Source organism: Saccharothrix longispora (assembly GCF_030852425.1).
GTDB classification, from domain to species: domain Bacteria; phylum Actinomycetota; class Actinomycetes; order Mycobacteriales; family Pseudonocardiaceae; genus Actinosynnema; species Actinosynnema longispora.
In genome coordinates, this window is sequence record NZ_NSDM01000010.1 from 136,140 (window position 1) to 161,001 (window position 24,862).

29 protein-coding genes are annotated in these 24,862 nt (G+C 75.0%); 16 read left to right on the top strand and 13 right to left on the bottom strand.

The features are described from left to right. Positions 1–305: 305 nt before the first annotated feature. Complete coding sequence (locus CKY47_RS22930; RefSeq protein ID WP_306748041.1) at positions 306–1,814, top strand: RICIN domain-containing protein; 1,509 nt, start codon at positions 306–308, stop codon at positions 1,812–1,814. A gap of 105 nt (positions 1,815–1,919) precedes the next feature. Here the strand turns inward: CKY47_RS22930 and CKY47_RS22935 are convergent, their stop codons facing one another. Continuing rightward, the gene (locus CKY47_RS22935) at positions 1,920–3,224 is read right to left on the bottom strand and encodes a glycosyltransferase (protein ID WP_306748042.1); all 1,305 of its coding nucleotides are present in this window, start codon (positions 3,222–3,224) and stop codon (positions 1,920–1,922) included. Positions 3,225–3,390: 166 nt separating this feature from the next. On the opposite strand from CKY47_RS22935, the gene CKY47_RS22940 reads away from it, so the two are divergent. Then, positions 3,391–3,876, top strand: a complete 486-nt coding sequence (locus tag CKY47_RS22940; RefSeq protein WP_306748043.1) for a GbsR/MarR family transcriptional regulator — start codon at positions 3,391–3,393, stop codon at positions 3,874–3,876. A gap of 28 nt (positions 3,877–3,904) precedes the next feature. Here CKY47_RS22940 and CKY47_RS22945 read toward each other — a convergent pair whose 3' ends face one another. The 8 genes from CKY47_RS22945 to CKY47_RS22980 all read right to left on the bottom strand — a co-directional run bounded on the left by CKY47_RS22945 (position 3,905) and on the right by CKY47_RS22980 (position 11,048). Continuing rightward, positions 3,905–4,768 carry a hypothetical protein gene (locus tag CKY47_RS22945; RefSeq protein WP_306748044.1) on the bottom strand — a complete coding sequence of 288 codons (864 nt, stop codon included), beginning with the start codon at positions 4,766–4,768 and terminating at the stop codon, positions 3,905–3,907. Then, the gene (locus tag CKY47_RS22950; protein ID WP_306748045.1) at positions 4,768–5,121 is read right to left on the bottom strand and encodes a type VII secretion target; all 354 of its coding nucleotides are present in this window, start codon (positions 5,119–5,121) and stop codon (positions 4,768–4,770) included. Before CKY47_RS22950 ends, CKY47_RS22945 begins: the two co-directional genes overlap by 1 nt. Positions 5,122–5,162: 41 nt before the next feature. After that, the gene (locus tag CKY47_RS22955; RefSeq protein ID WP_306748047.1) at positions 5,163–5,675 is read right to left on the bottom strand and encodes a YbaB/EbfC family nucleoid-associated protein; all 513 of its coding nucleotides are present in this window, start codon (positions 5,673–5,675) and stop codon (positions 5,163–5,165) included. Then, complete coding sequence (locus CKY47_RS22960) at positions 5,672–6,547, bottom strand: hypothetical protein (RefSeq protein ID WP_306748048.1); 876 nt, start codon at positions 6,545–6,547, stop codon at positions 5,672–5,674. The genes CKY47_RS22955 and CKY47_RS22960 overlap by 4 nt, the downstream gene beginning before the upstream one ends. Positions 6,548–6,837: 290 nt before the next feature. After that, entirely contained in the window at positions 6,838–7,362 is a 525-nt protein-coding gene (locus tag CKY47_RS22965; protein ID WP_306748049.1) for a DUF3040 domain-containing protein, read from the bottom strand. Between the two features lie 348 nt (positions 7,363–7,710). After that, the gene (locus CKY47_RS22970) at positions 7,711–8,325 is read right to left on the bottom strand and encodes a PPOX class F420-dependent oxidoreductase (RefSeq protein ID WP_306748050.1); all 615 of its coding nucleotides are present in this window, start codon (positions 8,323–8,325) and stop codon (positions 7,711–7,713) included. A gap of 53 nt (positions 8,326–8,378) precedes the next feature. Continuing rightward, positions 8,379–9,770 (bottom strand): FAD-dependent oxidoreductase, encoded by a 1,392-nt coding sequence (locus tag CKY47_RS22975; RefSeq protein ID WP_306748051.1) that lies wholly within the window; start codon positions 9,768–9,770, stop codon positions 8,379–8,381. 66 nt (positions 9,771–9,836) lie between these two features. Further along, positions 9,837–11,048, bottom strand: a complete 1,212-nt coding sequence (locus CKY47_RS22980) for a cation:proton antiporter (RefSeq protein WP_306748052.1) — start codon at positions 11,046–11,048, stop codon at positions 9,837–9,839. A 299-nt stretch (positions 11,049–11,347) separates the two neighbouring features. On the opposite strand from CKY47_RS22980, the gene CKY47_RS22985 reads away from it, so the two are divergent. From CKY47_RS22985 to CKY47_RS23005, 5 genes are all read left to right on the top strand, one after another. Beyond that, on the top strand, positions 11,348–12,259 hold the full coding sequence (locus CKY47_RS22985; protein WP_306748053.1) for an SDR family NAD(P)-dependent oxidoreductase: 912 nt from the start codon (positions 11,348–11,350) through the stop codon (positions 12,257–12,259). Positions 12,260–12,283: 24 nt separating this feature from the next. Beyond that, complete coding sequence (locus tag CKY47_RS22990) at positions 12,284–13,141, top strand: SAM-dependent methyltransferase (protein WP_306748054.1); 858 nt, start codon at positions 12,284–12,286, stop codon at positions 13,139–13,141. A gap of 140 nt (positions 13,142–13,281) precedes the next feature. Further along, positions 13,282–13,656 (top strand): ATP-binding protein, encoded by a 375-nt coding sequence (locus CKY47_RS22995; protein ID WP_306748055.1) that lies wholly within the window; start codon positions 13,282–13,284, stop codon positions 13,654–13,656. Between the two features lie 177 nt (positions 13,657–13,833). Next, on the top strand, positions 13,834–14,661 hold the full coding sequence (locus CKY47_RS23000; RefSeq protein ID WP_306748058.1) for a CPBP family intramembrane glutamic endopeptidase: 828 nt from the start codon (positions 13,834–13,836) through the stop codon (positions 14,659–14,661). Positions 14,662–15,337: 676 nt separating this feature from the next. Then, entirely contained in the window at positions 15,338–15,523 is a 186-nt protein-coding gene (locus tag CKY47_RS23005; RefSeq protein WP_306748060.1) for a hypothetical protein, read from the top strand. Positions 15,524–15,688: 165 nt separating this feature from the next. Here CKY47_RS23005 and CKY47_RS23010 read toward each other — a convergent pair whose 3' ends face one another. The 3 genes from CKY47_RS23010 to CKY47_RS23020 all read right to left on the bottom strand — a co-directional run bounded on the left by CKY47_RS23010 (position 15,689) and on the right by CKY47_RS23020 (position 16,661). Further along, positions 15,689–15,970 carry a hypothetical protein gene (locus CKY47_RS23010; protein WP_306748061.1) on the bottom strand — a complete coding sequence of 94 codons (282 nt, stop codon included), beginning with the start codon at positions 15,968–15,970 and terminating at the stop codon, positions 15,689–15,691. Between the two features lie 11 nt (positions 15,971–15,981). Continuing rightward, the gene (locus tag CKY47_RS23015; protein ID WP_306748062.1) at positions 15,982–16,269 is read right to left on the bottom strand and encodes an iron-sulfur cluster biosynthesis protein; all 288 of its coding nucleotides are present in this window, start codon (positions 16,267–16,269) and stop codon (positions 15,982–15,984) included. Between the two features lie 176 nt (positions 16,270–16,445). Then, the gene (locus CKY47_RS23020) at positions 16,446–16,661 is read right to left on the bottom strand and encodes a hypothetical protein (protein WP_306748063.1); all 216 of its coding nucleotides are present in this window, start codon (positions 16,659–16,661) and stop codon (positions 16,446–16,448) included. A gap of 215 nt (positions 16,662–16,876) precedes the next feature. On the opposite strand from CKY47_RS23020, the gene CKY47_RS23025 reads away from it, so the two are divergent. Together CKY47_RS23025 and CKY47_RS23030 are read left to right on the top strand one after the other, a co-directional pair. Beyond that, positions 16,877–17,797 (top strand): universal stress protein, encoded by a 921-nt coding sequence (locus tag CKY47_RS23025; RefSeq protein ID WP_306748065.1) that lies wholly within the window; start codon positions 16,877–16,879, stop codon positions 17,795–17,797. Positions 17,798–17,913: 116 nt separating this feature from the next. Beyond that, positions 17,914–18,072 (top strand): hypothetical protein, encoded by a 159-nt coding sequence (locus CKY47_RS23030; RefSeq protein WP_306748066.1) that lies wholly within the window; start codon positions 17,914–17,916, stop codon positions 18,070–18,072. 127 nt (positions 18,073–18,199) lie between these two features. Here CKY47_RS23030 and CKY47_RS23035 read toward each other — a convergent pair whose 3' ends face one another. Further along, on the bottom strand, positions 18,200–18,718 hold the full coding sequence (locus CKY47_RS23035) for a DUF421 domain-containing protein (RefSeq protein ID WP_306748067.1): 519 nt from the start codon (positions 18,716–18,718) through the stop codon (positions 18,200–18,202). 120 nt (positions 18,719–18,838) lie between these two features. On the opposite strand from CKY47_RS23035, the gene CKY47_RS23040 reads away from it, so the two are divergent. The 7 genes from CKY47_RS23040 (at position 18,839) to CKY47_RS23070 (ending at position 24,768) form a co-directional block, all read left to right on the top strand. Then, a complete protein-coding gene (locus CKY47_RS23040; protein ID WP_306748068.1) occupies positions 18,839–19,708 on the top strand; it encodes a copper chaperone PCu(A)C in 870 nt (289 codons plus the stop codon). Positions 19,709–19,887: 179 nt separating this feature from the next. Continuing rightward, positions 19,888–20,370, top strand: a complete 483-nt coding sequence (locus tag CKY47_RS23045) for an SPW repeat domain-containing protein (RefSeq protein ID WP_306748069.1) — start codon at positions 19,888–19,890, stop codon at positions 20,368–20,370. Continuing rightward, positions 20,367–20,615 (top strand): hypothetical protein, encoded by a 249-nt coding sequence (locus CKY47_RS23050; protein WP_306748070.1) that lies wholly within the window; start codon positions 20,367–20,369, stop codon positions 20,613–20,615. Before CKY47_RS23045 ends, CKY47_RS23050 begins: the two co-directional genes overlap by 4 nt. 45 nt (positions 20,616–20,660) lie before the next feature. After that, positions 20,661–21,239, top strand: coding sequence for a DUF4232 domain-containing protein (locus tag CKY47_RS23055; protein ID WP_306748071.1), 579 nt, complete (start codon positions 20,661–20,663; stop codon positions 21,237–21,239). Between the two features lie 73 nt (positions 21,240–21,312). After that, positions 21,313–21,891 carry a copper chaperone PCu(A)C domain-containing protein gene (locus CKY47_RS23060; RefSeq protein ID WP_306748072.1) on the top strand — a complete coding sequence of 193 codons (579 nt, stop codon included), beginning with the start codon at positions 21,313–21,315 and terminating at the stop codon, positions 21,889–21,891. Positions 21,892–21,900: 9 nt separating this feature from the next. Further along, the gene (locus tag CKY47_RS23065; protein ID WP_306748074.1) at positions 21,901–22,959 is read left to right on the top strand and encodes a glucose 1-dehydrogenase; all 1,059 of its coding nucleotides are present in this window, start codon (positions 21,901–21,903) and stop codon (positions 22,957–22,959) included. Positions 22,960–22,962: 3 nt separating this feature from the next. Further along, positions 22,963–24,768 (top strand): glycoside hydrolase family 15 protein, encoded by a 1,806-nt coding sequence (locus tag CKY47_RS23070; RefSeq protein WP_306748075.1) that lies wholly within the window; start codon positions 22,963–22,965, stop codon positions 24,766–24,768. Positions 24,769–24,862 lie beyond the last annotated feature (94 nt).

The window sequence follows — 24,862 nt, forward strand, 5'->3', positions numbered from 1 at the left end:
CGCCGCTCGCCGGCACCGGTGACGGCGAACGCCCGACCGGCGCCGGCGGCGGCGAACGCCGTGCTCCCGGAGCGGGGCAGGCTCGCCCTTGAGGAGGTGGACCACTCGCTGTTAGCGTTCACATGCGGTGGTGGCGCCCGTCACACCGTCGAACGTCCCTCCACGGCAGGGCCACCGCACCGCTCCACCGGGCCCGACCGCCGCCCGCGCCGGCCACGACGGCGGCACCCGGACGGCCGCCCGTGCGAGCCCGAACACCCGGTCGGGCCCCAGCCGGAACCCCGGGTCCAGCGATGGGAGATCCCATGGCACTGATCACGACGTCCGGTACTCGTCCACCAGTCCCGTCGCGGCGCGCCCGGTCGCCACGCCGGTCGCTGACGGCCCTGGCGGTCACCGCGCTCACCGCGGCGGCGTGCCTCGTCGTCCCCGCGGCGCCGGCCGATGCCGCCACCAGCCAGTTCCGGGGCGTGAACTGGGCCGTGCTGGGCGACAACTTCAGCACCGGCGCGCTCGTCGTGCAGGGCCTCAGCCGGTCCGACAGCAACGCGACGGTGCGGGCCAAGGCCGACGCCCTCTACGACGACATGGCCTCCACCCTCGGCGTCAACACCGTCCGGCTGCCCGTCAACACCCACACCGTGGCCGACACGACCTGGTGGAACGCCTACCGCGGCGCCATCGACGCCGCCACCGCCCGCGGGTTCAAGGTCATCCTGGCCTACTGGGAGGACGGCGCCGCGTCCGGTGGCCGGATCACGAACACCGCCGCGTGGCACGCGATGTGGGCCGACGTGATCAACACCTACGGCTCCCACGGCAACGTCTACTTCGAGCCGATGAACGAGCCGCACGGCTACTCCTCGGCGGGCTGGCGCGACGTCGCGGCGGACTGGCTCGGCCGCCACACCTCGGTGGCGCCCGGCCGGGTGCTCATCGGCGGCACCGGCTACAGCCAGGACCTGCGGGACGTCTGCAACGACAGCCGCTTCAACTCCACGCTGCTGTCCTTCCACCACTACGCCTTCTTCTACGGCCCGATGACCTACGACGCCTTCCGCGGCCACATCCGGACGCGCCTGGGCAACTGCGCCTCCCGCGCGGTCGCCACCGAGTTCGGCGCGCCGATGTCCACCGGCCTCGACTACGCCGACCCGGACAGCGCCGACAACTTCGTGCGCCACATCCGCGCCATGGCCCAGGTCATGCGCGACAACCGCATGGGCGGCACCTACTGGCCCGCCCTCGGCGGCAAGCCGGGCACCATCGGGTACGACTGGTACTCGATGTACTCCCTGAGCGGCAGCGGCACCAACCTCGACCTGACCATCCGCAACACCTCCGGCGCCGACCGGCTCCGGTACGCCTGGGGCGACGACCCCACGCCGCCGGTGGACACGTTCTACCGGATCACCGCGCGCCACAGCGGCAAGGCCATGGACGTCCAACAGCCGAACACCGACAACGGCGCACGCGTCGGCCAGTACGCCTACGGCGGCAACGCGTGGCAGCAGTGGCGGTTCCAGGACGCCGGCAGCGGCTACTGGCGCGTCGTCAGCCGCCACAGCGGGAAGTGCCTCGACGTGGTGGGCGCCTCCACCGCCGACGGCGCCGAGTTGGTCCAGTACACCTGCGGCACCGGCGCCAACCAGCAGTTCCAGATGGTCGCCGACGGCAGCCACTTCCGGCTGCGGGCGCGCCACAGCGGCAAGTGCGTGGACGTGCCGTCCGCGTCGACGGCGGACGGCGCGATCCTCAAGCAGTACCCGTGCAACACCGGCGCCAACCAGCAGTGGTCGCGCACGACCGTCTGACGGTCGGGTCGAGGTGCGCCGTGCCGCCGGACGTCGCGGCAGGCGGAGCCGCGCGCCCGGCCCGCCGGTCGCCCGCCAAGGTGCCGGTCCGGGCCGGGGCACGGTTCACCGCTGCCGGGGCCGCGCGCCCGGTCCGGCGATCCCGACCAGTCGGCGCACCGCGTCGTCCACCCCGCGTTCGGGCCGCACCCGGTCGCCGAGGCCGGCCGCGGTCTCCGCGAGCCGGGTGTCGGTCACCGCGCGCTCGATCGCCCCGGCGAGCCGGTCGGCGTCGAGGTGGCGTTGGTCGAGCGGCTCGGTCGCCACGCCCAGGTCGTGCATCCGGCGACCCCAGAACGGCTGGTCGGCCACGAACGGGCACACGACCTGGGGGCGCCCGGCCGCGACCGCCGCGGCGACGGTGCCCGCCCCGCCGTGGTGGACGATCGCGGCGACCCGCGGGAACAGCCGTTCGTGGGGGACCTCGCCCGTGGTGAACACGTCCCGCGTGTCGGCCGCGGTCAGCCCGCCCCACCCCGTGCCCAGCACCGCCCGGACGCCGGCCCGTCGCGCCGCCGCCAGCACGGTGGCCGTCGTGGCGGCCGGGTCCGGGCCGGACATGCTGCCGAACCCGACGAACACCGGCGGGTCGCCCGCGTCCAGGAAGTCCTCCAGCGCGGCGGGCAGCGGGTCCCGCTCCGCGACCGGTCCGGTGTCGTGGCGGAACCAGTAGCCCGTCACGGCGGCCGTGGCGGGCCAGTCGGCGGGCCGCGGCAGCACGTGGCGGCTGACCGCGTGCAGCACCGGTGCCGGCGAGCCGTCGGGGTTGCGCAGCGGATCGTGCCGCCCACGTCGCCGGGGCAGGCCCAACACCGTGTCCCGCCACCGGTCCACCGTGCGGCCGAACACCACCGCCGGCCCTTTCATCCCCAGGTAGGTGGCGCGGTTGCAGGCGCGCGGCAGCAGGCGTGGCACCGCCTGGCCGGGCCACGGGAACTCCCGGGTCGGCACGTACAGCGGGATGGGCAGGGCCAGTACCGACGGGACGCCCAGCCGCTCAGCGACGTGGTGACCGGCGACCACCTGGCCGTTGTGCACCACCACGTCCGCGTCGGCGCCGAGCCCGCCGGAGGCCACCGACCAGCAGTCGTCGAGCACCCGCCCGAACATCCCCGGCATCCGCCTGGCCAGCGCGACCTTCGCGGACAGGCCGCCGGCGGCGACCTCGCCGACCACCCGGCCCTCGTCGACCAGGCGCAGCGGCCCCTCGTCGATGCCCGCGAACACCACCCCCGCGCCGCGCACCAGCGCGTCGAACCGGTGAGGCGCCGCCACCACGGCCTCGTGCCCGGCCGCCACCAGGCCCCGCGCCAACGCCACGAACGGCTGCACGTCCCCGCGCGTGCCCAGGGTCAGGATCAACACCTTCACCGGGCCACCTCCCCGACCGCTCCGAACGCCGGAACCGGCCACAACCGTGCGAAGTCCCACCCCGTGAGCGATCCCGATGGCGGCCCCATGCCGCGACCGTATCCAATCTTCTGGGATTTCCGAATATTCGAAGTAGTTAAGATCCCGTCAGGAAGAAGGGGGACCGATGACCGGGCACGCCGAGGCAGCCGAGCGGCTCGCCCTCACCCTGACCCGCGGCGGCCTCCAGCGGATGACCGCCCGGGTGCTGGCCATGCTGCTGTTCAGCGACCAGGACACCGTCACCGCAGGTGAGCTGGCCGACCTGCTGGGCGCCAGCCCCGGCTCGGTCTCCACCGCCATCAAGGGCCTCGCCTCGGTGGGGCTCATCGAGAAGGTGCCCTCGCCCGGCAGCCGCCGTGAGCACTTCCGCTTCCCCGACGACGGCTGGGCCACGCTGATGTCCGAGCAGAACGCGGTCGTCCGGCAGATGCGGGCCGCCGCCGAGGCCGGGATCGCCGCCGCCGGCGAGGACAGCGCCGCCGGGCGCCGCCTCGCCGACATGCGCGACTTCTACACCCACCTGATGCGCGAACTGCCCGCCGTGGTCGACCGCTGGCGCGACGGCGCGACGGGGACCGGAGCGGACGGGCGGGGGACCACCCGGCGGTGACCCCCGCCCGGCCACCGCGCGGTCGGGGTCACGCGGGGGCGGTGGCCCGACTCTTCTCCAGCTCGGTGAGGGCGCGCCAGAACCCGTCGAACAGGTCGCGCAACTGCACGAGCCAGGTCAGCGCGCTGGACAACGCCTTGCCCAGTGCCCGGAGCATGCTCGCGACGATGCGGACGACCTGCGCGATCTTCGCCGTGGCCTGCGCGACGACCACCGGCGCCGCCGCGCCGAGCGTGGCCGCCAGTTCGATCGCCCAGCTGACCAGCGCCCCGGCCAGGGTCGCGAGCAGGTCGCGGATCGCGACGCGGATGCCACCGACGACCTCCGCCATCGACAACGTGATGCCCGCGATGCCGTGGGCGCCCCCCGCCGCGCCCCGGGCGATCCCGGCGATGGCGTCGACCTCGCGGAGGTAGCCCTCCGCGGCCTCACCCGTCCACGACGGCACCCCGGTGCGCGCGCCGCGCTGGAGGTCCTCGCCGAGCTTGAGCATCTCCTGCTCGATGTTCGTCCAGGTCTGGGCGTAGCCCTTGACCATGTCCGGATTGCCCGTCACCGCGTGCAGCGCCGCCCGGGCGGGTTCGACGTGCTCCAGCATCCACGAGAACAACTGCCCGGCGACGTAGGCGATGGGGTCGACCGCGGCGCTCGCCACGTCCAGCGCCGCCGCCGCCACACCCGAGATGATCAGGCCCAGGTCGTTCTGGTCGACGCCCTGGGCGATCGTCCACCCCGCCTCGAACGCGGTGATGCCGGTCATGACCCCGGTGCCCGACTCGGCGTCGGGCACGCCGGTGTTCTCCAGGGGGTTGAGGTCCTGGAGGTAGTTCCGGCGCAGGTCCGACCGCTGGTCGACCAGCTCGTTGTCGCTCCGGTCGTCGACGTCGACCATCAGTTTCCTCCCCCGACCCGCGGTGCCGACGGCACCGCCTCCAGCGTCCTGACCAGCGCCTGCATCACCGCCGCCACCTTCTCCTCGGCCGCCCGGTAGGTCGCCGCCGAGTCCTGGAGGCCGTCGACCAGCCGCCGCATGCTCTCCGCGGTCGCGGCGAGGGTGTCGGTGCCGCGCTGCTGCGGCTCCTTCAGCAGGTCGGCGAACGGCCTGCACAGCAGGCCGTAGGCGTCGTCCAGGCTCGTCACGTGCCGTCCCGCGTCGGTCGCGGTGTCGGCGTGCCCGGCGAGACCCCCGACAGCCCCGGCCTGCGCCGACAACTCGGCGGAGTCGACGGTGAACCCGTCGCCCATGATGTCCTCCTTCTCGGTGCGGGAATCCCGGCGCGGGAACCTCAGCGCAGGAACCCGCGGTCTTCCCAGTCGTCGTCGGTCGCGTCGGTGCGGTTCGGTCGTGGTGGCGGCGGCGCGGCGTCGTCCTCGACCTGGCCGATCCGCATCTCCCGCGTCACCTCGCGGTCGGCGGCCGGCTCCGGGGCGGGGTCGGGGAAGCGCCGTTCGTACTGGGCGACGATGTCGCGCGCGGGCTGGTCCTCCGCGGGGACGGTCTCGGCCACCAGGACCTGCACGCGCTGCCGCAGCGCCGCCTGGGCGGCGCGCATCACCGACATGATCCCGGCCGACAGCGCGGTCGGTTCGAGGGCGCGGGAGCGCTCGGACAGGGTGATCGCGGTGGGGACGCCGTTGCTGTCCACCGTGACCCGGATCGAGCCGTCCGGGGACGCGGCGCTCGCGGTGGTCGCGTCCATCCGCTCCTGGAGCCGCGCGTAGCTCCGCGCGCGCTGCTCCAGGCCGGCGGCCCACTTGTCCAGGTCGTCGGCGGCCTTCAGCGGGTCGGGGTTGATCACGGGATTCCTCTCGGCGTGTTCGCGGGTCCTCCGGGCGGGCGGCCCGCCCAGCGGTGTCGTCGGGTCAGCAGGAGGTCACGGACGAGGTGACCGTCGTGCACCGGCACCATCCAGTCGCCCCGGGCGGTGCGCAGCAGCACCGCGGGCCCGGCCGGGGCGTGCAGCACGCTGCCGTCGGGCAGGGTCAGCCAGATCCGCGGCGGGGTCTGGTGCGGCAGGTCGACCACGACCACGTCCCGCACGTCGCCCCACGGCACGCCGTGCTCGGCGGCGGGCCCCGCGCCGCGGCCGCGGTGCAGCCGCGCGGACCAGGTGACCCGGTCGGTTCCGAGCCGGAGTCGCGCCGACGCCAGGTCCGGTGTGACCAGGGCGAACCTGACCGGCAGCACCAGCGCGAACCCGGTGGCGCCCAACGCGGGCACGACCGGGGTCAGCAGGCCGCGGTGCGCCCGATGGGCCAGGGCGCAGGAGGTCCCCGCGCACACCCACACCGCGACGAACAGCAGGCCCGCCGCGGTCCGCGCCGCCCCCGAGGCCGACGAGTAGGCCCAGCCGAACGCGGGGATCGCGCCGAGCAGCAGTTGACCACCGGCGACGAGGAACGCCGTCGGCAGCCAGGACGGCGGGTCGAGCACGTCGTGCCGCAGCCGCGCCGTCCGGACGGCGGCCGGGAGCACCGCGCCCACCGCGGGCGCCGCCGCCCACCAGGACCCCGCGAGGACCGCCTGGACCGCGCAGCTCGCCGCCACCGTCCACGGCAGCACGACCGCCGACCAGCGCAGCAGCAGGCGCGCCCGCGTCCACCTGGCCTGGAGCAGCACGGCCACCTGCGGCGCGGCGACCCCGGGGACCACGTTGGGGATCAACGGCACGTCGGCACCGCCCAGCCGCGCCGAACGCGGTGGTCGACACCTTCGCCCACGACGACCGGTGGGTACGCGCGCCCGGATTCCATGAAGTGCCTCCGCCCACGTCGAACAGCCCACCGCCGTCGCGAGTGGGCGTGCCGACCAGACTTCCCGGCGCTCCGCGCGTGAACATGCCGCACCGGCGGTGGCCGCGCAACCGAAACGGTGGAATCGAGCCGGATCGGGAACCGGGCGGTCAGCGGGAGGGCGTCACCGCGGCGACGGCGAACCGGGTCCCCGTCCGTCGTGAGTGGTCACACGGGCGCGCCCCGGTCGGGGCCGGACGGCTCGTCGTCGTCCGGCCCCGCCGTCGGCTGCGACTGTCGTGGCGCGGTGACCAGCACCCGGAGAGCGGAGGCCGGCGCGGCGATCAGGACGCCGATCACGACCAGCGCGGGATCGGACACGAAGCCGATCACCGCCACCGCCAGGCCGAGTCCGATCACGGCGGTGAGCCGGCCGACCGCCGCCGGGTGGTCCGGGCGGTCGAGGGCGCGGATGCGTTCGGCGAACCCGGGGTCCTCGCTCGCCAGTTGCTCCTCGATGGCGCGGAACCGGCGTTGCTCGTGGTGGTCCAGCGTGGTGCGCTCCGCGCGGCTCGCGGTGTGGACGGTCCGGGGCGCCACCCCGGTGCCGCGCCGGTGGAGGAGTCGGGCGCGGGCTCGGTGACGCGTGCCGTGCCCGAGGACCAGCAGGGCGACGGCGAGCGCGGTGGCGACCGCGAGGTCCCACCGCCCGGTGAGGTGGTGGACCGCGATCGCCGGCAGTCCGATCGGCACGAGCCACGACCACCGCACATCGGTTCCCTTCCGCCGACCGCGACTGCCCGCCGCCGGCTGATCAGGTGCCCCCTCCATGCTCACGCCCGCCGCCCGCGCGCGTAAGGGGCGGAACTGGCCGTGAACGGGCTGCTCCGTTGCCGGGTCCGGGCAAGCGGCCGTGGAGCAGCACTACCCGCTCGGACAACGCCTGCTCGACGCCCCGTCGGCGGTCTCGGTGCTGCCGCCGGGCCGAGCGGCGGCGCCTGTTCGTGGGGGAGGGGTGACCCGGTACCTGCCGGAGGAGGGCTCCGGTCGGACCTTCGACTTCCTGGCGGGCGTGGCCCCCGGCAGCAGGCTGGTGTTCACCTACGTCCGGCACGACCTCGTCGACGGCGACACCCGGCCCGACGCGCCGCGTCGGCGGTTCGTGACGAGGCGGCCCCTGTGGCGGATCGCCCTGCGCCCCGCGAGGCGGGCGCCCTGCTGCTCGGCCGCGGCCGGCGGAAGGTCGAGGACGTGGGAGCCGAGGAGTGCCGGACCCGGTCGCCGCCGCGCCGCCCAGGACGCGGGGCCCCGGTGCACCGTCTTGGCCGACGGGTACCAGGCGTCGCCGACGGGTTCGCCCGCGAGGTTCCAGCTCCAGGACACGGTGGGGGTGATGCGCAGGTAGGTGCCCGGACCGACCGGGCCGACCCGCTCGAAGGGCTGCTCGGCGTGCCCGTACACGCGGATTCCCCGGGCGATGAACGGTTCGACCGACACGAGGTCGTCGACGACCAGCGCCACCGCGTGGTTCCCGGAGGCGACGTTGCGGAACTTCCGGGTGCCGCGGACGGTCCCACCCCCGCCGACCCACAGGAACGTCCCGTCGAACTCGACGGCCACCGGCACGACATCCGGTTGTCCGCCCGCGCCGAGCGTGGCGAGCCGCCCGAGCGGCTGCGACCTCGGGTACGCGATCTCGTCGGGGGTGAACGCCATCGCGCCACGCCACCCCGCTCGTCCGGACCGGCGGGGAGGTTGGTCCGGTGCGGTCACCGGTGGAGCAGGGCCGCCACCGCGTGCCGCAGCGCGTCCGGCTCCGGCTCGCCGCGCCAGGCCAGGTGCCCGTCGGGGCGGACCAGCAGCGCGTCGGCGTCGTGGTGCGCCCGCCGGACCTCGCCGAGCGCGTCGCGCACGGCGGCCGCGCAGGTGTCGGGCCGCGGCGCGGCGAGCGTCCAGCCGAACCCGCCCGTCGCCGCGAACCGCGCCACCCGGTCGCCGATCCTCGGCCGCCGCCCGAACGGCGAGCGCGCGTAGCTCGTGCGCAGCTGTGACGCCCGCTCCCAGATGGCCTTCTCCGCCGGCGCGAGGGTCATCAGCGGGAACAGCACGCGGTCGCGCACCAGCCGGGAGGGGCGCGACCCGCCCAGCACGAGCCCGGTGAGGCCGCTGGTGGCGCTCAGCACCTCCTCCGCGACGGGGCGGCGTTCGGCCTGGTAGCCGTCCAGCAGTCGGTCGCCGGCGCGACCGGTGGCCACCAGCGCCAGTCGCCACGCCAGGTTCTCCGCGTCGCCCAGCCCCGTGTTCATGCCCTGCCCGCCGAACGGGCTGTGGATGTGCGCGGCGTCCCCGGCCAGCAGCACCCGGCCCCGCCGGTAGGTCTCCGCCAGCCGCCGGTGGATGCGGAACACCGACGCCCACGTCCAGTCGTCCCCGACCGGGACGTCCAGGCCGGCGTGCCGACGCGCCGCGCCGGACAGGAACTCCGGGACGGCGCCGACCGGGGTGCCCGGCGCGGGCGCCATGAACCGCCACACCCCGCCGGGCAGGGGGAACGCGGAGAACATCTCCCCGCCGCGCACCCACACCCCGACCGCGTCGCGGGGCAGCGGCAGGTCCACCCGCACGTCGCCCAGCACGAAGCCCTCGACCAGCGGCACACCGGGGAAGCCGATGCCCGCGGCCTTGCGCACCGCGCTGTGCGCGCCGTCGCAGCCGATCACCCAGTCGGCCGCCACGCGCCCCGCGGTGGTGGACAGCACCGCGCCGCGCTCGTCCTGGTCGAGCCCGGTGACCGCGGTGCCCCACTCCACGTGCACGCCCAGGTCGGCCAGCCGTGCCCGGAGCCCCGCTTCCACCTCGGCCTGCGAGACCAGCAGCCCGGGGCGTCGGACCAGCCGGGTGGGCCGGCCGACCCGCAGTTCGCCGGAGCGCCGCCCGCCGACGTGGAGCACCACCCGGCGGATGCCGACCGACCGCTCGGGCAGGTCGCCCAGCGCGCCGAGCCGCTCCAGCACCTCGCTGCCGCGCGGCTGCAACCCCAGGGCGCGCGAGCTCGTCGCCGGACCCGGCGCCCCGTCCACGACCCGCACCGCCACGCCCTGCAGGCGCAGCGCGCACGCCGTCGCCAGACCCGTCGGACCCGCACCCACCACCACGACCATGCGTCGTAGTGTTATCCAGTAACATTTGTTAGTCAATAACAGAATCTGTCGGCCGTTCGGACGCCGTCACAAGCCGCGCCGCTCGGGGGGCTCACCGGGGCGGCCGGTGGGCAGGTTGTCCGGCGGTTCCACGCTCAGGGCCTTGGCGACCGGCACGTCGGTGGAGGAGTGCAGCACGATCGACAGCGCGATGGTGATCGCGACGAGGTCGAACACGTGCTCGCCCGCGGGTATGCCCGCCTGGATGGCCAGCAGGACGTAGACCACGGAGGCGAAGCCCTTGGGGCCGAACCACGCCGCCGCCGTCCGCTCGCGCTTCGGCAGCGGCGTGCGGACCAGCGACAGCATCATCGCGGCGGGGCGCACCAGCAGGATGGCGATGACGGCCACGGCCCAGTCGCCGACCGTGAGGTGGGAGATGCGCTCGGGCGTGATGAGGGCGCCGAACACCAGCAGGGCGGCGAACTTGGTGACCTCCGAGAGCAGGTCGCCGAAGTGCTCGAAGTTCTCCGCCGTCACCCGGTCCAGGGTCGCCAGCGCCGACCCGGCCGCGAAGGCCGCGAGGTAGGGGTTGGCGTGGGTCAGGTGGCAGGTGGCGTAGACGATGACGCCGATGGCCAACGGCCCCAGGGCCTGCAGGCGGGGTTCCGCGGTGAGGACGCGCAGCCGCCACGCGAGGGTGATCGCGCCCGCCACGGCGACGCCGACCACGAGGCCGAGGACCAGTTCGAGCGCGATGGTGCCCAGGTGGGGCGCGTCGTGGGTCGCGGTGGCGAGGAAGATGAGCACGAAGGGCAGGGCGAGGCCGTCGTTGAGGCCGGACTCCACGTTGAGCAGGCGGCGCAGGCGCAGCGGCACGTCGGTGCGGCCGACGATGGCGGAGGCGAAGACCGGGTCGGTGGGGGAGAGGATCGCCCCGACCAGCAGCGAGGTCGTCCAGTCCAACCCGGCCAGGTAGTGCGCGGGCACCGCGATGCCGATCATGGTCAGCGGCATGGCCAGACCGAGCGCGCGCCCGGAGAGCCGCCAGCCCTCGCGCAGCGCGGGCAGGCCGGCGCGCTGGCCGTCGGTGAACAGCACCGTGAACAGCGCGAGGTCGGCCAGCCCGGTCACGACCACGCCGTCCGACGGGATGTCCACCAGTCCGAAGCCGCCCTGCCCGATCAGGGCGCCGGCCACCAGGAACAGCAGGGCCGTGGAGAGCACGGTGCGCGCGGCCACGCCGGAGAGCGACACGCTGATCAACAACACGAGCCCGAAGGCCAGCACGAGCGCCATCAACCGCATCCCGTCGTCGACAAGAAGCCCTCCGCCGCGCGGAGGGCGTGCCAGACTTCCCGGCGCTCCCGGGCCGAAGATGCCGCAGAACCGCTCCGGGGGCAACTCGGACACGTTGCCGGTTGCCGGTTGTCGGCAACGGGGACCGTGTCCGGGTGGCCGGGGACGACCGTTGTCCCGACCGGCGCCGCGCGACAGTATCCGTGCAGGTCGCCAGGGGGCGGCGCGGTACCGGGGAGGGATCGGCCGGGTGGGGCGCCACCCGCTCCCGGAACGCCTGATCGCGGAACGGAAGTGCTGTGGACCACTCGCGCAAGGTCGTCGTCGTCACCGGCGGCGGTTCCGGCATCGGGCTGCGTGCCGCCGGGCGACTCGCCGCGGACGGGCACAAGGTGTTCATCGTGTGCCGCGACCGGCGGCGCGGTGAGGCCGCGTTGTCCCGGATCAACGCGGCCGCGGCGGAACCCGCGCGGCTCGTGCTCGCCGACCTGTCCGAACCCGACTCGCTCGACGCCGTGGCCTCCTCCGTGGCGGGCGAGGCCGACCACCTCGACGCGTTGGTCAACAACGCGGCGAACTTCGACCAGGCGCTGCGCGAACCCCGCCGCACCGCGGCCGGGCACGAACTGATCTGGGCCACGAACCACCTGGGGCCCTTCCGGTTGACGGCCGTGCTCAGCGGGCTGCTCGCGGCGGCACCCCGTCCGGTGGTCGTCAACGTGGCCAGCAAGGGCCTGGTCACCGCGCCCCGCGCCACCATCCGCTTCGACCACCTGGACGGCGCGGGCTGGTACACCCCGACCAGGGCCTACTACCACTCGAAGCTGGCCCAGGTCATGTTCAGCTTCGAACTGGCGCTGCGGGCCCCCGCGAAGCTGGGCGTGGCGTGCGTCCGCGTCCCCGCGGTGCGGCTGGACGCGGATCGGCTGGCCGGCCTGCCGCGGTTGCTGCGGGTGGCGTACGCGCCCAAGAACCGCCTGGCCACCCCGCCCGAGGAGCTCGCGGCGACCTACGCATGGATCATCCGGTCCCACACCGACGGCGGGGACGACGTGGAGGGACCGCGCGAGTCCCTCCGGGGGATCTACGTCGACGAGCGGCTGCGACCGGTGAAGGCCCCGGCGCACGCGTACGACGCGGCGGCCCGCGCCCGCCTGTGGTCGGTCACGCAGGACGCCGCGGGCGATCCCCGGTGGGCGTGGGGTGGCTGAACCGACGTGCGAGGAGCACCCGACGTGGTGAACAGGGCCGCGGGGACCGCGGTCGGCCCCATGGTGATCGCGGCGGTGGAACAGCACCTGCCGCCGGGGCAGCGACTGCTCGACGACCCGCTGGCGGCGGCCGTGCTGCCGGCCACGTCCAGGTGGGTGGTGGAGCTGTCCCGCGGGCCGCGGGTGCGCGACTGGCTGTTCCGCGCCTCGGAGCGCGCCGCGCCCGGGATCTGGGGCGGTATCGCCTGCCGCAAGCGCTACGTCGACGACCGGTTCTCGTCGGCGCTGGAGGACGGCGTCGACCGCGTCGTCGTCCTCGGCGCGGGCCTGGACACCAGGGCGCGCCGGTTGACGACCCCGAACGGCCTGCGGGTGTTCGAGGTCGACCTCCCCGTCAACGTCGCACGCCAACGAGCGCGCCTGGGCGTGCCCGGGCACATCACCCCAGTGCCGATCGACTTCGAGCGCGAGGACCTGTCCACCGTGCTGGCCGCGCACGGCTACCGGCACGACCGGCGGTGCCTGTTCGTGTGGGAGGGCGTCACCCAGTACCTGAGCGAGGACGGGGTCCGCCGCACCCTCGACTTCCTGGCCGGTGCGGCGGCGGGCAGCCGGCTGGTGTTCACCCACGTGCTCCGCGACTTCCTCGACGGCACCGACCTGCACGGCGCGCAGGCGCTGCACCGGCGTTTCGCCACCGGGCGACCGCTGTGGCGCTTCGGTCTGCACCCGCACCGGGTGGGTGACTTCCTGGGCGCGTACGGCTGGCGGGAGGTGGAGCAGGTCGGGGCCGACGAGCTCGACGCGCGCTACGTCCGCGCGACGGGCCGCGCGGTGCCGATCTCGCCGCTGGAGCGCACCGTCCTGGCGGACAAGCCCTGACGACCCCGACGTGACGACGGGTCGTGGCGGCGCAAGCCGATCGTCAGGTTCGCCCGGCCGTTCCGGTGGGAAACTCGGGGCGTGCTCCGACATCCCGCGGTCGTGCGCCCCTCCCGCCCCGGAGTGGCCGGGGGCCGGCGATGAGCGCCGGTCACGACACCGCCCTGTGCGTGATCCGGGACGCCGGGGCGCTGTCGCGGGGGCAGGCGGAGGTGTGGCTGCACGAGCGCCTGGCCGGCTGGCCGGTGCACGACGTCCTGCGGGTCGAGCTGGTCATCGCCGAACTGCTGGACAACGCGCAGCGCCACGGTGAACCCCACTACGTGGTGGAGCTGGTGCTGGACAGGCGGAGCGGGTGCCTCACGATCAGGCTCCGCAACCGCCCCGCGGCCGGCACCACCTCCTGGGACCCGGCAGCCGGGCTGCTGATCGTCGAGGTGCTCAGCGAGCAGTGGGGTGTCGTGCCGTTGGAGGACAGCACGACCGTCTGGGTCGAGGTGCGGTTCGACGAGTGAGACCGGCGGGCGTGGAGCGCCGTGCCGGGACCGCGGTCGCCGCCGCGCCCGCGTGCGCCGGTGCGACCTTGCGATGCCCTGACGATCACGTCGGGGACGGGTCGACCGCCGAGGGCGGGGCAGACCGGGACGTCGGCGGGTGCCGTCGGGACGCGGTCCGCCTCGGGAGGGTGCGCGATGGAGCGGGTGTGGACGGCGCGGGCCGGCCGCCGGGAGGACCGGTGGACCGGGGACGTGCCCGCAGCGGTGCCCCGGTGGCGCGCGGGTGGTCTGCGGGCCGGTCTCGGGATGCTGCTGCTGTTCGCGTTCGCGCATCTGGTCGCGCTGGTGTCCGCGTCGTTGGCGGCGGCCCTGTTCGCGCCCGGCCTGTTCACGTCGACGCCCCCCGGTTCGACGACGGCGTTGTCGGCCTGGTCGTTGTTGGCCCTCGTGGCGGTGCCGGTGGTGGCGGCGGGGGCGACCGCGGTGGTGGGCGTGGCGTTGTCGGCGCGCGGTCCGGCCGAGGGGCGCGTGCGTCGGGGGTTGGCGTTGCGCTGGGACTGGTCGGATGTGGGGGCGGGGCTCGCGCTCGGCGTGGGCGGCCTGCTGCTGACCGTCCCGGCGGCCTGGTTGTGGGCGGCGTGGGTGGGGGAGGAGCGCGCCGGTTCGGCGGTCGGTGCGGCGTTCGGCGGCAGGAGCCTGGAGCCGGGTTCCGCGGTGGCGGTGTTCCTCGTGGTGTGGTTGCTCGCGCCGGCGGTGGAGGAGGTGCTGTTCCGCGGTGTGCTGTGGCGGGCGCTGGAGCACTGGCGGTGGAACCGGTGGTCGATCTTCGCGGTCACGTCGGTGGTGTTCGCCGTGGCGCACCTGGAGTGGGCGCGGACCCCCTTGTTGCTGGTGCTGGCGATCCCGATCGGTCTGGCGCGGTTGCTGACCGGGAACCTGCTCGCCTGCGTCGTGGCCCACCAGGTGAACAACTTCCTGCCGGCCCTCGTCCTGCTGCTCGACGTGCTCGACGTCCTGCCGTGACCGTCCGCGGAGAATCCCGGGAGGAGGACGGGTGACGCGGGCGAGCCGCTCACGACGGCTGCGCACCTCGGCTTGCGCCGCCGTCCTGCTGTCGGGCGCCTGCGCCGCGGCACCCCCGGCCGGACCCGTCTGCGACACCGCCGACCCGAGGATCGGGATCGCCGCGGAGGGCGAGGCGGACGAGCGGGGCGCGCACGTGCCCTTGCCGTTCACCAACACGAGCGCGACGACGTGCTCCCCGAGGGCGCTCCGACCGTCGTCCACCTGCACCGGCCCGGCGGTGAACCGATCGGCGCGCCCACCCGACGCCTGCCCGGCGACCGGGACGTCACCCTGGAGGTCGGCGAGACGGCATCGGCCGTCCTGCTGCTGTCGACCGAGCCGCTCCGCACGCCGGGGTGTCCGCGAGTGCCGGTGGCCGGTGTGGGCGCCACCCCTCCGGGCAGCGCGCACCGGGTGTTCCTGGCCCCGTCGGTCCGGACCGGGGCCACAGCGGCCCGCCGAAACCGTGAGGCGCGATCGGACCGCAAGGTGATCGCAAGGTGGATCGGCGGCGTTGTCGGCCACAGTGGTGGGGGTCCGCGAGACCATGAGGGTGCACGACCGGGTGTCGGCCGCAAAGGCGCGGCCGACACCCGCCCCACCGTTCCCCGTCAGGAAGTCGATTACCGGTACCGTGACCGCCATCCCCGTCGAGCACGGCGCTGTCGCCCTGCTGCTGATCTGTGACGACTGCGGTCGCGGCCTCGACGGCGGTGCCGTGCGCGAGGAGTGGATCGTGCTGTGGCACCGGGCGGTCGTGGAGGGCTGGACGGGGCGTGACCGGGCGATCGGACCGCACCGCTGCCGCTCCTGCGCGTGAACCGCCCCGGCGCGCGGCTTCCGCGAAGACCACCGCGCCGACGACCGCGGTGCGGCGGCACCCGCGCGGGCCCGCCGGCGGCCCGACAGCGGAACGGCCGGCCCCGTCGGGACCGGCCGAATCACCGCTGCGACACCGCCCGCCGCTCGTCGAGGCGCCCGGTCGTCACCGGTCGCTGATCGAGAAGCGGAAGCGCCCGTCGACGTCCATGCGCACGTCCAGCAGCTTGTCCCGCAGGTAGCGGGCCGCGTCCGGCGCCAGGAAGACCCGGCCGCCGGACGGCGCGGTGACCACTTCCTCCTGCGACACGGGGTGGGCGGTGACGGCCAGGGTGATCGCCTGCACGCCGTCCCGGTCGGACCAGCCGATCCGCAGGCCGCCGCCCCCGTCCGCCGCGCGGGACAGGTCGCCGATCACCGCGCCGGCCGCGTGCGTGATGTCCAGCACCGGGACTCCTCTCAGGCCTGGGGGTAGACGCCGAAGTGGACACGTCCGGCGTGGCGCTTGCGCACGTCGAGGACCTTGTCCGCCAACCGCTGCGCTGCGCGGGCGTCCAGGAAGACGCGCGTGTCGCCGCGGACCACGATCACGTCGCCGACCTCGGGCTTCGGCCGGATCGCCAGGTCGAAGTCGCGGTCGTGCGCCCGCGCGGCCGCGGCGATCCGCAGGCCGCCCTGGCGGCCCACACCGGTGGCGGTGGTCAGTTCGTCGATGGCCTGTGCGGCGGTGTTGTCGATGTCGAGCACGGTCGACCTCCTCCGTCGTGGGGCTTGTCCCGTCTTCGCCGACACTATGCGGCCGCCCGATCGATCGAGGGTGATCACGTTGCACCGCAAGGAGATCGTCAGGATCGGGTGCGGCGGGCGCGCATCGTGAGGTCGTCGTCGGGCGCGTCCGGACCGGCAGGTGCGCCGGGGACCGCTCAGGCGACGACCCGCAGGCGGGTGAGCCGGTGGTGGGCGAGCCGGTGCAGCATCTCGGCGAGGGCTTCCCCGGCGACCTGGCCCTCGAGGTCCCGTCGGGCGGCGAGCACGGTGTCGGTCACGACCTCGCGGGGCAGGACGTCGTGGAACTCGGCGGTCAGCCGGCCGATCGCCTCCAGGCAGTACCGGTCGGCTCGGGCGTCTTGAGTGATCACGGGTTTCTCCCACGTCCGCGGTTGCTCCCTCCAGGATGCCCGCGCCGCAGGGCTTCCGACCTGACGACTGACTGACGATGGGACCCGACGGTGGGACGGGCCGGTGCCGCAAGCCGGCCGCAAGGTTCCCGTTCCCGAGCACGGGAACCCGATCGGGGGACGGGGGGAGTGGGCGATCGCCGGAGAGCGGTTCGACCGGGGCGGTGGGAGGGGTCGTGGACGTGGTGGACAACGCGATCGTGGTCGGTGTGGACGGGGCCGAGGCGTCGGAGCGGGCGGCGCTGTGGGCGGCGCGGCAGGCGGCCGTCTTCGGCGAGCCGCTGGTGCTGGTGCACGCGGTGCGGTGGTCGATGCACACGCAGGCGCACCTGCACGCGCCGGTGCCCCTCGGCGCGATCCACCCGGGTGTCGGCGAGGAGCCGGTGCGGCAGTGGGCCCGGGACGTGCTGGACGGGCTCGCCGAGCGCTGCCGTGCAGCGGCGGGCGTCGAGGTTCGCACCGAGGTGGCCTCCGGCGATCCGGCGGACGCGGTGATCCTCGGCGCGGAGCGGGTGGCGTTCGTGGCGGTCGGGCACTCCGAGCGGGGCGGGGTGGCGCGGTTCCTGCTGGGGTCGACCGCGGAGCGGCTCACGCGAGCCTGTCCGTGGCCGGTGGTGGTGGTCCGCGACGGGGTTCCGCTCGACGGGCGGCACACCGGTGCCCCGGTGGTGGTAGGGGTGGACGGTACGCCGGTCAGCGGTCGAGCCGTCCGCTTCGCGTTCGGGTTCGCGGCCCGGCACGACGCCGAGGTGGTGGTCGTGCACGCCTCCAGCGGTGAGGTGACCACCGAGGTCGAGCCGGTGGAGACCCACGAGGAGGCGGCGCTGCGCGAGGGGACCGGCCCGGTGGGCACCGAGCTGGTGGAGTGCGCGCGGCGTCACCCCGCCGTGCGGTACCGGCTGGTCCACGCGGCGGCCCCGCCGGTCGACGCGCTGCTCGCCGCGTCCGCCGGAGCCGGTCTGCTGGTCGTCGGCAGCCACGGCAAGGGCGCGGTGCGCCGGACCCTGCTCGGGTCGGTCAGCCACGAGGTGATCGACCACGCGCCGTGCCCGGTGGCGGTGCTGCCCCCGCGGACCGCGGATGCCCGCGAACGCTGAGGGCGGCGGGTGCGCCCCCCACCGGGAGTGGCAGGGCCACCGAACACGACGCGCGACCGGGAGGAACCCCGTGACGACCCGGTGGTCACCCCCGACGGCTCCGACGGGCCGCGTGGTTGGTCGCGTCGCCGTTCGTGCTCGGCTACCGGGCACGGGGCCACGCCCCGGAGGCGATCGGCAACGACGTCGTGGTGGGCCTGCTCGTCTTCGTGCCGGCCGTGGCCGGCGCCCTGGCGGCCTACTGCGGGCCGCGCGTGCGGGGCACCCCGCCGTGAAGTGCGCCCGCCGCCACGACGCGCGGCGATGCCGCGTTCGAGGCCGGCAACGGGGCTGCCGGCCCGCTCGTCCTGTCGGAGGCGTCGCGAGGGCCGTGCCGGACCGGTAGCGGTCGCGCCGGGGCCGTCAGCCCCGCGGCACGTCGGGCACGTCGTCGAGCGCGTCGAGCCCACCGGCCGACGACGCCGGGATGACGCTGAACGAGCCGTCGGTCTCCAGGACGACCGCCGCGACCCGGTCCAGGCCGCCCACCCCCTGCGACCGCACCGCCTGCCACACCTCGCTCCGGCTGACGCGCTGCTCGCGCAGTTCCCGGTCGCGCAACCGCCCCTGCCACACCAGCAGCGTCGGTGTCGACTTCACCGCCCGGCGGAACAGCCCCACCCGCACCGAGGTCCAGGCGACGGCGAACTGGGCGCCGATCAGCAGCGCCAGCGCCAGCACCCCCTCGGCCAGCGCCACGTCGGAGGTGAGCAGCACGGTGGCCAGGGTGGAGCCCAGCGCGACCGTGGCCACCAGGTCGAAGGCGTTCATCTTGGCCAGCGTCCGCTTGCCCGACAGGCGCAGCAGCACCACGAGCGCCGCGTAGGCGCACACGCCGACGACCACGACGCGCAGCAGTCCGTTCCAGGAGTCGAAGAACATTCCCCACGCCTACCCGCCGCACCCGGACGGCACACGCGCGCGACGGGCCCCGACCTTGCGATCGGCTGACAGCCCGACCGCGGTGCGCCGGTGCGGGCCGCCACCGGGTAGCCGCTGGACATGGACGGTATCCGGACACTCGCGCTCCTCGGGGCGACGTCGCTGGTGCTGGCGGGCTGCGGAGAACCCCAGCAGGTGCTGCGGAGCGGCACGATGGGCGCCAACGGGCAGGTGGGCGAGGTGGTGCTGCGCAACGTCCTGGTCGAAGCACCCCCGGGCGGCCCGTGGCGGGCCGGTGACGACGCCGACGTGACGTTGACGCTGCTCACCGACGCCGACCGGCCGGACGCGCTGGTCGCGGCGAGCACCGACAGCGCCGCCGACGTCGAACTGCTGGCCGACCGGGACTGCGACGGCCGCAGCGAGCAGGTGGACCGCATCCGCCTGCCCGCAGAGGGTGCGGTGGTCGAGCCCGGCAGCGTCGACACGGCCTACCACCTGCGGATCGTCGACTTCACCCGCGAGGTGCTCGCGGGCACGACCATCCCGCTCACCTTCACCTTCACCTTCGCCGACGCCGGCCGGACCACCCTGGACGTGCCGGTGGAGGTCGTCGGCGACGGTGACGTGCCACCGCCGGTCACGTGCCCGGCGGCCCCGTCGCCGACACCCGACACCACCACTGCGACCACCACTGCGACCACCACTGCGACCACCACTGCGACCACCACTGCGACCACACCCGGCACGTCGCCCTCGCGGCCCGACACGGTCCTGCGCGGCCGGGTGCAGGCCGGTGTCGAACCGGGGTGCCTGGTGCTGGCGACCGACCGGGGCCTGTTCCTGCTCCTGGGAGGCGACGAGGACGTGCTCCGCGCGGGAGCCGACGTCGTCGTGGACGGCACCGCCCGGCCGGACCAGGCCACGACCTGCCAGCAGGGGACCCCGTTCGCCGTCACCGAGGCGCGGATCGCCCCCACGACCCGGTGAGGCGGCGCAGGACCGGCGCACCGGGCGCAGCCGCAAGGTGGCCGCAAGGTTCTCGTCGGACGCGCCGGGAACCCGACCGGCGACGACCGGCGCCGAGGACGGAGGAGGCGGTTCGATGGCGATGCGCGGGAGTCCGGCCACGGCCCTCCGGTCGGCGACGAGTGCCGAGAGGTGACGTCGTGGTCCGCCGGCGGCCCGACGAACCGGACTACCGGCTCGCCGCGCGGGCGACCGCCCGCACGGGCGCGCCCGGTACGGGCACGGCGGTGGCCGCCGCCGGGGTGTGGCTCGTGCTCGCCCCGTCGGTCATGGAGTACCCGGAGCCGGACGCGGTGGTCCACGACGGCGTGCTCGGTGCCGTGATCGCGATCGTCGCGATCACGGGTGCCGCCGCACCGCGCGCCGCGGCCTGGGCGAGCGGCGCCACCGCGCTGCTCGGCCTGTGGGGAGCGGTCTCGCCGTTCGCGCTCGACCACGGCCCCACCCGCCCGGTGGTGGTGAACGAGGTCGTGGTCGGCGCGGTGGTGACCGTGCTGTCGCTGACCGGCGTGGCGGTGGCGGTGGAGCGGTCGTGCGCGCGGCGCGCGGCGCGGGCGAGGCCGTCGCGGCGCGAGCGGCGTCGTGCGCTTTCCCACCGGTACGTCGACGAGGAGGTCCGATGACGCGTCTCGTGGGGTTGTGCCTGGTGGCGGGTGTGCTGCTGGCCGGGGTGCTGTTCCCGCCCGAACCACGCACCGCCTGCGTCGGGGCCGGACCGCCCCGGCTGTGCGGCACCGGCAACCTGTACGGCGGCACCGCGCCCGCGCACACCTGGTTCGACGCCATGACCGAGATCCACACCGGACTGCCCGTGACACCCCTCCCGCCGGTGGCCGAGGGCTTCCGCGCGAAGCCCGGCGACCGGTGAGCGGAACCCGCGCGTCGACCCTTCCCCGGAACGGAGGATTCGCCGATGTCCCACACCACCACCGTCATCGGTTCGTGCCTGGCCGTGACGCTGCTCGGGGGCTGCGGCAGCGGCCCGGTCGGCCAACCGGGCACCGCGCCGGTCACCACCGGCGCGACGAGCGCCGACACCCGGAGCGACGTCACGGGGCACGAGCGGTGCCTCGTCCCCACCCTGGGCGTGAGCCTCGGACCGGGCGACAACGACATGCGGGGCGCCCACCTGCCCCTGAGGTTCACCAACACCGCCTCGCGGGCGTGCACGCTGCACGGCGCCCCCGGCGTCTCCTACGTCACCGGTGAGGGCGGCGAGCAGATCGGACTGCCCGCCGAACGGGACACCGACGGCCCGGTGGTGACGCTGGCGCCGGGCGAGACCGCGTCGGCCGGGTTGTTCCTGTCCAGCGCGCCGCGCAAGACACCCGACTGCGACCAGGTCGCGGTAGGCGGCCTGCGGGTCCACCCGCCGGGCACCACCGAACCGGTGTTCGTCGACCACGAGGGCACGGCGTGCGCGCCACCGCTGGACGGCCCCTTCCTCGAAGTCGGGCCGGTCGAGCCGGGCGCCGACAACACCGGTGCCTGACGGGACCTTGCGATCTCCTGACGGCTCACGTCACCGCCGTCCGCGAACCACCCGGTCGGGGTATCCCGGACGGGTGACGAGAATCGGCACCTGCGCGGTGGGCATCGGGCTGTGCCTGGTGGTCGTCGCCAGGGGGCTGGGGCCGCTGGGCGGTCCGGCCGGCGCGGAGGGCGGCGTCGGCGACATCGCGCTGCGCGCCGTGCACGTGGTGGCCGAGGACGCCGCGCCGGTGCGGCCGGGTGACGACGTCGTGGTGAGGTTCCTGCTGTCCGGCCGACACGGCGTCGACGACGAGCTGGTGGCGGTGGACAGCGACGGGGCGGACCGGGTGGAGCTGCGCTGGGACCGGGAGTGCGACGGCGTCGCCGAGCCCGCGACCACCCTGCCGCTGGAGCACGGCGCGGTTCCCGGCGCCGGCGGGGGACCGCGCTACCACGTCGTGCTGCGCGGCCTGCGCGACGGGATCGCCTTCGGTGACACCGTGACCGTCCGGTTCGGCTTCGCCGGGGCCGGTGACGTCACCGTGCCGGTACCGCTCGTCGTCTCGCGGGTCGAGGAACTCGGCCACTGCTCCGACCTCCCCACCACGTCGTCCTCGCGCCCGGGCGGGCACGACGGGGACGCGGTGCGTGGGAATCCGGGTGTCGGGTAGCCCCACGGCATGCGTGCGCTCACCGTCACCCCCGGAACCCCCGGCTCGTTGCAGGTCGCCGAACTGCCCGACCCCGAGCCGCGGGCGGGGGAGCTGCTGGTGGAGGGCTTGGCCGTCGGGGTGTGCGGGACGGACAGGGAGATCGTGCGCGCCGAGTACGGATGGGCGCCTCCCGGGCACGACCGGTTGGTCCTCGGCCACGAATCGCTCGGTCGCGTGAGGACCGCGCCGGAGGGCAGCGGCTTCTCCACCGGCGACCTCGTGGTGGGGGTGGTGCGGCGGCCGGACCCGGTGCCGTGCGGGGCCTGCGCCCGGGGCGAGTTCGACAACTGCCGCAACGGTCGCTACACCGAGCGCGGCATCAAGGAGATCGACGGTTACGCGGCGGAGCTGTGGTGCGTCGAGGCCGACTACGCCGTCACCCTCGACCCGCGCCTGGAGCACGTCGGGGTGTTGATGGAGCCGACCACGGTGGTGGCCAAGGCGTGGGAGCAGGTGTGGCGGGTGGGGGAGCGCGCCTGGTACGAGCCGGAGCGGGCCCTGGTGACCGGTGCCGGGCCGATCGGGCTGCTCGCGGCGATGATCGGGGTGCAGCGCGGGTTGGACGTGCACGTGCTCGACCTGGTGACCGACGGGCCGAAACCGCGCCTGGTCGAGCAGTTGGGCGCCACCTACCACCACCGGGGCGTCGACGAGGTGGCGGGAGAGCTGCAACCCGACGTCGTGGTCGAGGCGACCGGCGTGGGCCGCCTGGTGTTCTCCGCGATGCGCAACACCGCCTCGTTCGGCGTGGTGTGCCTGACCGGTGTCTCGCCCGCCGGCCGGAAGATCCAGGTGGACGCCGCGGGCGTGAACCGGGAGATGGTGCTGGAGAACGACGTGGTGGTCGGTTCGGTCAACGCCAACCTGCGCCACTACCGGCAGGCGGCGGAGGCGCTGGCCCGGGCGGACCTCGACTGGCTGGGCGGCCTGATCACCCGGAGAGTGCCCCTGGAGTCGTTCGCGGACGCCTTCGAGGCCCGACCCGACGACGTCAAGGTGGCCATCACCCTGGACGGGGGTCGCTGACGCATGCCCTCCCGCATCGAGGACTACGCCCTGCTCGGCGACCTCCAGACCGCAGCACTCGTCGCCCGCGACGGCAGCGTCGACTGGCTATGCCTGCCCGCGTTCGACTCGCCCGCCTGCTTCGCCGCCCTGCTGCACGACGAGAGCGCGGGCCGCTGGCAACTCGCCCCGGCCACCGGCGGCCCTGCCACCCGACGCCGCTACCGCGACGACTCCCTGGTGCTGGAGTCCGAGTGGGACACCCCGCACGGCACGGTGCGCGTGGTCGACTGCATGCCGCCGCGCGGTGAGGCCGCCGACGTGGTGCGCGTGGTGGAGGGTGTGTCGGGCAGCGTGCCGATGCGCATGGACCTGCGCCTGCGGTTCGACTACGGCGACGTCGTGCCGTGGGTGCGCCACCACGACGGGGCGCTGGCCGCGGTCGCCGGCCCGGACGCGGTGTGGCTGGAGGCGGGCGTGCCGGTGCACGGCCACGACCTGGCCACCACCGCCGGGTTCGAGGTGCGGGCCGGGCAGCGCGTGCCGTTCGTGCTCACCCACACCGCCTCGCACCTGCCCCGCCCGCACGCCGTGGACGCCGACCGGGCGATCTCCGACACCGAGGACTTCTGGGCCGGCTGGATCAGCCGCTGCACCTACGACGGCCCCTGGCCGGAGGCTGTGCGGCGCGCCCTGGTCACGCTCAAGGCCCTGACCTACGCGCCCACCGGCGGCATCGTCGCCGCCGCGACGACGTCACTGCCCGAGCAGTGGGGCGGTCCGCGCAACTGGGACTACCGCTACTGCTGGCTGCGCGACGCCACGTTCACCCTCCAGGCGCTGCTGGGCACCGGGTTCGTGGCCGAGGCCCGCGCCTGGCGCGAGTGGCTGGTGCGCGCGGTGGCCGGCGACCCGGCGAAGTTGCAGATCATGTACGGGCTGGACGGCAGTCGCCGGTTGCCTGAGCAGGAGCTGCCGTGGCTGTCCGGGTACGAGGGCGCCTCGCCCGTGCGGGTCGGCAACGCCGCGGCGGGCCAGTTCCAGCTCGACGTGTGGGGCGAGGTCCTCGACGGCCTGCACCTGGCGCGGGAGGCGGGTCTGAGCACCACGGACACGGCGTGGGACCTCCAGCGGGCGTTGCTGGACCACCTGGAGGGCCACTGGGAGGACCCGGACAACGGCCTGTGGGAGGTGCGCGGCCCGCGGCGGCACTTCACGCACTCGAAGGTCATGGCGTGGGCCGGTCTGGACCGCGCCGTGCACACCGTGGCCGACCACGGCCTGGAGGGCCCGGTCGACCGGTGGCGGGAGGTCCGCGACCGCGTCCACGCCGAGGTGTGCGACAAGGGCTTCGACGCCGAGCGCGGCACGTTCACCCAGTTCTACGGCTCCCAGGGCCTGGACGCCGCCCTGCTGCTCATCCCCAGGGTCGGCTTCCTGCCCTGGGACGACCCGCGCGTGCGGGGCACGGTGGACGCGGTGCGCCGCGAGCTGTGCGAGGACGGGTTCGTGCTGCGCTACCGCACCGACGCCGACGGCGGCGTCGACGGCCTGCCCGGCACCGAGGGCGCGTTCCTGGCCTGCACGTTCTGGCTCGCCGACGCCCTGCACGGCACCGGCCGCGTCGACGACGCCCGCGCGCTGTTCGAACGGTTGCTCGGCCTGCGCAACGACGTCGGCCTGCTCAGCGAGGAGTACGACCCCGCCACCGGCCGCCACATGGGCAACACCCCGCAGGCGTTCAGCATGGAGGGCCTGGTCAACACGGCCCGCCAGCTCGGCGGCGCCTCCACCCGGACCTCCGCGGGCAAGGACGAGCAGGCCCTGTGACGTCCGGGCCCTGTGCCGTCGCGAACCCCGTGACGGCGCGGCCGCCGCACGGCGTTCGCCAGGTTCGCCGGCACGGTCCCGGGTAGCCACGAGG

Coding starts and splice junctions, on each gene's coding strand:
- CKY47_RS23050 (WP_306748070.1), top strand. CDS start 20,367: ATGACGCGTCTCGTGGGGTTGTGCCTGGTGGCGGGTGTGCTGCTGGCC.
- CKY47_RS22975 (WP_306748051.1), bottom strand. CDS start 9,770: ATGGTCGTGGTGGTGGGTGCGGGTCCGACGGGTCTGGCGACGGCGTGC.
- CKY47_RS23065 (WP_306748074.1), top strand. CDS start 21,901: ATGCGTGCGCTCACCGTCACCCCCGGAACCCCCGGCTCGTTGCAGGTC.
- CKY47_RS22950 (WP_306748045.1), bottom strand. CDS start 5,121: ATGGGCGACGGGTTCACCGTCGACTCCGCCGAGTTGTCGGCGCAGGCC.
- CKY47_RS22970 (WP_306748050.1), bottom strand. CDS start 8,325: ATGGCGTTCACCCCCGACGAGATCGCGTACCCGAGGTCGCAGCCGCTC.
- CKY47_RS23040 (WP_306748068.1), top strand. CDS start 18,839: ATGGACGGTATCCGGACACTCGCGCTCCTCGGGGCGACGTCGCTGGTG.
- CKY47_RS23070 (WP_306748075.1), top strand. CDS start 22,963: ATGCCCTCCCGCATCGAGGACTACGCCCTGCTCGGCGACCTCCAGACC.
- CKY47_RS23035 (WP_306748067.1), bottom strand. CDS start 18,718: ATGTTCTTCGACTCCTGGAACGGACTGCTGCGCGTCGTGGTCGTCGGC.
- CKY47_RS22945 (WP_306748044.1), bottom strand. CDS start 4,768: ATGGTCGACGTCGACGACCGGAGCGACAACGAGCTGGTCGACCAGCGG.
- CKY47_RS22995 (WP_306748055.1), top strand. CDS start 13,282: ATGAGCGCCGGTCACGACACCGCCCTGTGCGTGATCCGGGACGCCGGG.
- CKY47_RS23000 (WP_306748058.1), top strand. CDS start 13,834: ATGGAGCGGGTGTGGACGGCGCGGGCCGGCCGCCGGGAGGACCGGTGG.
- CKY47_RS22940 (WP_306748043.1), top strand. CDS start 3,391: ATGACCGGGCACGCCGAGGCAGCCGAGCGGCTCGCCCTCACCCTGACC.
- CKY47_RS22930 (WP_306748041.1), top strand. CDS start 306: ATGGCACTGATCACGACGTCCGGTACTCGTCCACCAGTCCCGTCGCGG.
- CKY47_RS22980 (WP_306748052.1), bottom strand. CDS start 11,048: ATGGCGCTCGTGCTGGCCTTCGGGCTCGTGTTGTTGATCAGCGTGTCG.
- CKY47_RS23055 (WP_306748071.1), top strand. CDS start 20,661: ATGTCCCACACCACCACCGTCATCGGTTCGTGCCTGGCCGTGACGCTG.